Here is a 5471-nt window from a genome sequence, read left to right as displayed (position 1 = left end):
ACCTCCCAACAAACCGATTGATCGCTGGAAAGTCGAGAGAACTTTCGCATGGCTACAGCGAAAGTACAGGAGGCTGGTTGTCCGATGGGAACGCCGTAACAAATATTGGGCTGGTTTTGTCACGTTTGCTGTCTGTCTCCTCTGGGCTAATTGTCTTACGGGATTTTTGGGATAGGCTAATATGATATTGTTTGCTGGCTGGATATCCCATACCTGTATGGGCCTATGAAAATATTGTTATCCTGCCTGAAATAAAAATCTTGGGGAAGGCAGGAATAGAATTTAATTTGAACGATCTTGTGACAACCATTACCCCCTGAAATTCAGGTGAAAATTGATGCTGTGAACCGGGCGAAGGATGAACTTGAATACAGTGCAATTAATCTTGGCAAACGGCTTTGTGAGCTGAAAGAATCCTGTCCTCACGGGACATTCACGCAGATCGCTGAGCAGTATACCGGGTTGAAGAAAAGTCACTGTCAAAACTTGATGCGCGTTTATGAGACTTTCGGTCAAAAGCCCACTCAAGTGGGCTTTTCAAACACTGTGCTCATCGAGTTAACCAAAGCCCCGGATCCCGAAAAGCTACTCGAAGACTGCGAACCAAACATCTCTGTCAAGGAAGCCAAGGAAAAAGTCAGGCAAGCCAAAGCAGAAGCCAGAAAAGAAGCGCTTCAAGGCAGCTATGACAAAATGATACAATGCTGAAAAAGCATGCCGCGGGTCAATATGGTACGAGGTTCGAGGTTCGGTACGAGGTTCGTACCAGACGCCTGAAATTTGTTCTTGACACGATCCCCGATATTTGGGAAAGTTGAGGCTCCTTAAATTACACCGGTGAACCGGGCCGTTAATCCGGTATATTTATTTGTATATGCGTTATCCAAAAAATAATTGGGGTATGGTGCCGGGCTCCCGAAAGGGCCGGAAAAGCTTGTGTAAGCTTTAGGACACCTAACCCCCATTTTGTTTTGGAGGTACAAATGAAATCAGTCGTAATCCTACCCAACAGTCCCTGCCTTGGAGATATCTGCATACCCATTGCAAGAATCCGAGCCGCTATGGAAACTTTTACCCCTTACAATCCTGAATTTGAGCCCAAACAGGGGGTGAGCAATGCCAGTATTTAGAGATTGTAAACCGTGTATCACATCCGGCTTATTGAATCTTCAGAGTGTAAAACAGATGCTTTTTTGCATTGCCCAGGATGACGGCGCAGCGCAGGAACTTGACGCTTATACCTTGCTTGGTATTTTCAATATTCTTGATAGCACAGGCCATGAGATTGAATCAGCTTATGATGAACTTCTCGATAAGTAGGAAGCCATGGTTAAACGTCACAGAAAATTGCGGGCGAAGCTTGCCGCTTATCTTGAGTCGGGAATAATTCTTGGGAAGTCTGACCTTGCCATGATCCTTGCAGATGATAAACAGGAGGTGGGCTTATGATCGTAAAATCTGAAAACAAATCAAACTTCACGATCCTATCCAATGCCGTTCTGCTGGATGAAACCATTTCCGATAAGGCCAGGGGGACTCTTGTTCGGCTGTTGTGCCGTCCGGAAAATTGGAACCTGAATATCAACCACCTGGTGAAGAGCGGCAAAGACGGCAACACCGCCATAAGGTCAGCGATCCGTGAGCTTGAAGATGCCGGATACATCCAAAGAGACGTTACCAGGCATGAGAACGGGCGCATCGTTGGGGTGGAGTATATCATTCATGAAAGCCCGGTTAACTCCTGCGGGGATCGCCCGGCACCAGAACAACGCGCCTCTTCCTGCAAGGGGACAGTTCTCCCCGAGAGGCCAGACAACGAGGATGCCGAACCGGAGTTGATCACCCTGGGGGACCCCGAACCGGAACCAAGCACCATGCCGATACAAGCCAAGAAAGCCCATATTGAGGATGCCAACATTGCGGAAAACCATATGTCGAAAACCGTAATCAAGCAAACCGCCCCTATAATAAATACTGATATTAAACAAATACTGAGGGTAACAACGACTACTTGCGCGCGCGAGGCAGAGCCGGTTATTTGTGACCAGGTTCTTTCTTTGCCGTCGTCGTCGTCTCCCACCCATGAGATTATAAATTTAATTCCTTCACAGCACCGGAGCCCTGTGGTTTTGTCCCTGGTGAACAAGGCCATTGTGGATTACCCGGAACGGGAGGTGAAAGAGGCCATTGCTTATGCAGGCGCCAATGTCCGGGGCGGGAGTATGCAGTACAAGGCTTATTTGGATAAGACGCTTAAAAACAAATGGGCTGTGGGCTTCCTTGAATCAATGCAGGGACCGGGCGCTTATGGTTCAGCATGGGTTCACCCACGGGCTAAATTCCCAAACGGTACGGTGACCGGCAACAAAGCCATGGATACAAATTGCATGGTTGCTGCTCAATTCCTGATGGAAATGGGCGTTGATGTAGACGCAATGTGTGCGGAGGCTTAATCATGGAAAAACAAGATATCAAAGCATTTACGGATATCATGCTGGCAATTGCAGATAATTATCCAGGGGCAACATTCACCAGCGCAGGCTTAAAGCTTAGATTTGAAGCCTTGAAGGAATTCTCCATTGACCAGGTATCCGAAGCTGCTGTGAAGCTTATCAGGGACCATAAATACAACACCATGCCCACAACAGCCGATATTATCGAGGCCATGGGTGGCAAGATCAGCGTGAAGGACCGGGCAGAAATAGAAGCCGGAAAGGTCCTTGATCACCTGCACAGATACGGCAAAGGGGTAATCCCTGAATTCGAGGATACTATTACACAATACTTGATGTCCACCAGGTGGAGGTATGGCTCATGGGCTGCTTATGTTGCTGAGTCAGACTTGAAATGGTGGTTCCGGGATTTTGTCCGGGCTTATCAAGCACATGCCGCCGGGATCGGGTTAGATTGTCTTCTTCACCTGCCAGGACTTAAACAGCTTGCCGGGCAGGGAAAGGAGACCACCTATGCAATTTAAGAAAAAAATAGCCGACGAATTCAGACAAAATGAACGGCCAGACCTCAAGGGCGGCGTGGTTGTAATTTTTGAAAACGAAGTATCCGGCTGGATGAATGAACTCAGAGATCCGCAGCACTGGGAACCGGGCTGTGTTGCAATTGATGAAAATAATAAAATGTGGCTGGCCGTTGGCGGTAACCCGTATGATGGTGCCATGGAATGGCGGAAAATCCCGGAGGCCCGCATAGCCCGAAAATAATTATAAACCCTGGTGGTATCCACTACCCAGGGAGTAACCCCAATTTTTATTTTGAGAGGAATTTCAATCATGTTTTTACACGACGCCACTACCCATTCGGAAATAATCTACTACGGGATTAAACCGTTAAACGAACTTCTGCGTATGCTTGAGGAGGAATTGCACCCCGATCTGTCAGATATAGACACCCGAGGAACAATCCTTTGGAATGAAATCAGAGGGAAAGCCCTGGCAATAGAAGACGCCATGGAAAGGGTTCATTTAAAAAACAGAAGCAGAACCACGCCGCAGGGTGAATAAACAAATTCAAATTAGTTTCTTGCCCTTGGTGGTGACGTTTCCCTGCCGGGGGCTTTTACACACAATGATTGGAGAACAAATCAGATGATAAAAAAAATAATCTCAGGAGGTCAGACCGGTGCTGATATTGCCGGGGCTGATGCAGGAATTTCGTGTGGTGTTCCCTATGGTGGCTGGCTGCCGAAGGGAAGGAAGACAGAAAAAGGGCCGCTACCTGGAAGATATACTGAGTTCCAGACCATGACCCGGGGAGGTTATCCAAAGAGGACCGAACAGAACATTATTGATTCTGATGGCACGGTTGTTTTCAGCTTCGGAACACTATCCGGGGGCTCTGCTTTAACGCGGCGGTTATGTCAAAAACATGGACGGCCTTTTCTTTATGTTGACCTGTCCCAGGAGTTATTCCCGGCAGAAACATTGAAAGAGTGGTTAAACAGAACAGACATTCAAGTCTTGAATGTGGCCGGGTCCCGTGAATCAAAACATCCTGGGATTTATGGCCGGGTGTTTAAAATCATTCAGACGGTTTTATTGAACCAGTCTATGAGGCATGAGATACATGAAGACTTATTGCCGTGGGCAGCATAAATTGAGGGGCATCCCCACATTATCTCCTGAATTTTCAGGAGTTTTATAACGTGACCCATGTTTTCCCAAGCCCTGGTGAAAAAACGACCTTGTATTTTTCGTTCTCTGGACGAGTCAAGTCATACCGAAGGCAACTATACCAACCGCCGGGGATCGTGGATTAAATCAGCAAAACAATTCGATTGGGGCTTTTGCTCCTTTTGCGGCTTCTGCTCTTGTGAGTGACAATATTTTTAGCCGAACCGAGACTCTTATCCTGCCAGGGGAAAAAATCCCAGCCGGTTGAAAGGCCATACCCAAGGTGTGGGGAATAACGAAAAAGTTCTTGGGTGTGGGGAATAGTGTGGGGAGCGACTTTTTTCACAAAAACAAAAGGCCCTCAGAAAACCGCTGAAAGCCTTTATTATCAAGGTGGTGATCCCACCGGGAATCGAACCCGGGTTTCCGGCGTGAGANNTAACCGCTAGACGATGGGACCACATAATCATTATGTGCGGTGAATACTTATTATGATTGGATTTAAAAGTCAATCAAAATTAAAATTAAAGCATCTTAGACCTATAGGATATCCATACTAAACACTTTTTTCTATGCTATTTACTATGAATCAAACTTTTTACGGGTACCCTTTTTAGCGCCCAGGGCAAAATAGAAAAGCCAGCCGATGACCGGAACAATGGCCACAAGGTGCCAAACAAATTTTTCTTTTGGCGTGGGGAAATCTTTTTTTAGCAGGTCGATCAAAGCAATCATAGTCAATACAAAGGAGAGGCCGACAATGAGAAGAATGTATAAAAGAAGTTCATTGGGTGTCATTTAATTTTCCCCCGATATTTTATAAACCAATTGATATTGGTCTCACGTTTTGCTGCAGGTCAAGCATTTGCCGTTATTTCAACTTGTCTGAAATCTTAAGCAGTGCATCTACGTAATAGTTGGAATGGTTATACTGAAACAGGACTTCGTGCTGGCGCTGACGACTGAGGCCTGATTTCCAGCCATGGTGTTTTAAATAGTTGGCTACGGAAAAAATGGCGTCATCATGGTCAAACAAATCCACCCGCCCGTTCGTATTGCCGTCCTTTGCCAGCGAGAGCGCGTTGGAGGGCATAAATTGAGGGATACCCATGGCTCCGGCGTAAGACCCTTTAATGACCACAGGGTCTAATCCTTCACGATTGGCATAGCTGATCAGAGCCTTAAGCTCCTCATATCCCCATCTGCTTTTCTGATCCACCTTTTTATTAAAAGTGGCCCGCTCGGGTCTTTTATTATTTGATATAGCCCGCCAGACCCTCTCGGCAAGCGCCTTATCCGCAAGCGCTGCCATAGTCGCCAGGGTGTTTAGCACTGCGCGATTGC

At 46.8% G+C, this 5471-nt stretch carries 12 protein-coding genes and 1 tRNA gene; 10 read left to right on the top strand and 3 right to left on the bottom strand.

From position 1 onward, the window contains the following. Positions 1–16: 16 nt before the first annotated feature. From B3D59_RS18480 to B3D59_RS10730, 10 genes are all read left to right on the top strand, one after another. Positions 17–175 (top strand): transposase, encoded by a 159-nt coding sequence (locus B3D59_RS18480; protein WP_414646533.1) that lies wholly within the window; start codon positions 17–19, stop codon positions 173–175. A 152-nt stretch (positions 176–327) separates the two neighbouring features. Then, positions 328–708 carry a DUF3102 domain-containing protein gene (locus tag B3D59_RS10770; protein WP_286819718.1) on the top strand — a complete coding sequence of 127 codons (381 nt, stop codon included), beginning with the start codon at positions 328–330 and terminating at the stop codon, positions 706–708. 275 nt (positions 709–983) lie between these two features. Further along, on the top strand, positions 984–1130 hold the full coding sequence (locus B3D59_RS10765) for a hypothetical protein (protein ID WP_277004766.1): 147 nt from the start codon (positions 984–986) through the stop codon (positions 1128–1130). Beyond that, on the top strand, positions 1117–1320 hold the full coding sequence (locus B3D59_RS10760; RefSeq protein WP_286819716.1) for a hypothetical protein: 204 nt from the start codon (positions 1117–1119) through the stop codon (positions 1318–1320). Before B3D59_RS10765 ends, B3D59_RS10760 begins: the two co-directional genes overlap by 14 nt. Positions 1321–1326: 6 nt before the next feature. Continuing rightward, complete coding sequence (locus B3D59_RS10755) at positions 1327–1449, top strand: hypothetical protein (protein ID WP_286819714.1); 123 nt, start codon at positions 1327–1329, stop codon at positions 1447–1449. Beyond that, positions 1446–2453 (top strand): hypothetical protein, encoded by a 1008-nt coding sequence (locus B3D59_RS10750; protein WP_286819713.1) that lies wholly within the window; start codon positions 1446–1448, stop codon positions 2451–2453. Before B3D59_RS10755 ends, B3D59_RS10750 begins: the two co-directional genes overlap by 4 nt. A 2-nt stretch (positions 2454–2455) precedes the next feature. Beyond that, a complete protein-coding gene (locus B3D59_RS10745) occupies positions 2456–2977 on the top strand; it encodes a hypothetical protein (RefSeq protein WP_286819711.1) in 522 nt (173 codons plus the stop codon). Then, positions 2967–3218, top strand: coding sequence for a hypothetical protein (locus B3D59_RS10740; protein WP_286819709.1), 252 nt, complete (start codon positions 2967–2969; stop codon positions 3216–3218). The genes B3D59_RS10745 and B3D59_RS10740 overlap by 11 nt, the downstream gene beginning before the upstream one ends. 69 nt (positions 3219–3287) lie before the next feature. After that, positions 3288–3518: a hypothetical protein gene (locus tag B3D59_RS10735; RefSeq protein ID WP_286819707.1), complete on the top strand. Its 231-nt coding sequence runs from the start codon at positions 3288–3290 to the stop codon at positions 3516–3518. 84 nt (positions 3519–3602) lie between these two features. Further along, entirely contained in the window at positions 3603–4109 is a 507-nt protein-coding gene (locus B3D59_RS10730; RefSeq protein WP_286819706.1) for a putative molybdenum carrier protein, read from the top strand. Between the two features lie 412 nt (positions 4110–4521). Here B3D59_RS10730 and B3D59_RS10725 read toward each other — a convergent pair. The 3 genes from B3D59_RS10725 to B3D59_RS10715 all read right to left on the bottom strand — a co-directional run. Then, positions 4522–4587, bottom strand: a tRNA-OTHER gene (locus tag B3D59_RS10725). Between the two features lie 122 nt (positions 4588–4709). After that, positions 4710–4925: a PLDc N-terminal domain-containing protein gene (locus B3D59_RS10720; RefSeq protein ID WP_286819704.1), complete on the bottom strand. Its 216-nt coding sequence runs from the start codon at positions 4923–4925 to the stop codon at positions 4710–4712. Between the two features lie 73 nt (positions 4926–4998). Then, positions 4999–5471 (bottom strand): lytic murein transglycosylase (locus B3D59_RS10715; RefSeq protein ID WP_286819703.1); only part of this gene is annotated, 473 nt, incomplete at its 5' end.

It is taken from the genome of Desulfobacter sp. UBA2225 (genome assembly GCF_002348205.1).
Lineage (GTDB): Bacteria > Desulfobacterota > Desulfobacteria > Desulfobacterales > Desulfobacteraceae > Desulfobacter > Desulfobacter postgatei.
The sequence above is the reverse complement of the archived record's forward strand: the minus strand, read 5'-3'. Positions and strand labels throughout refer to the sequence as shown.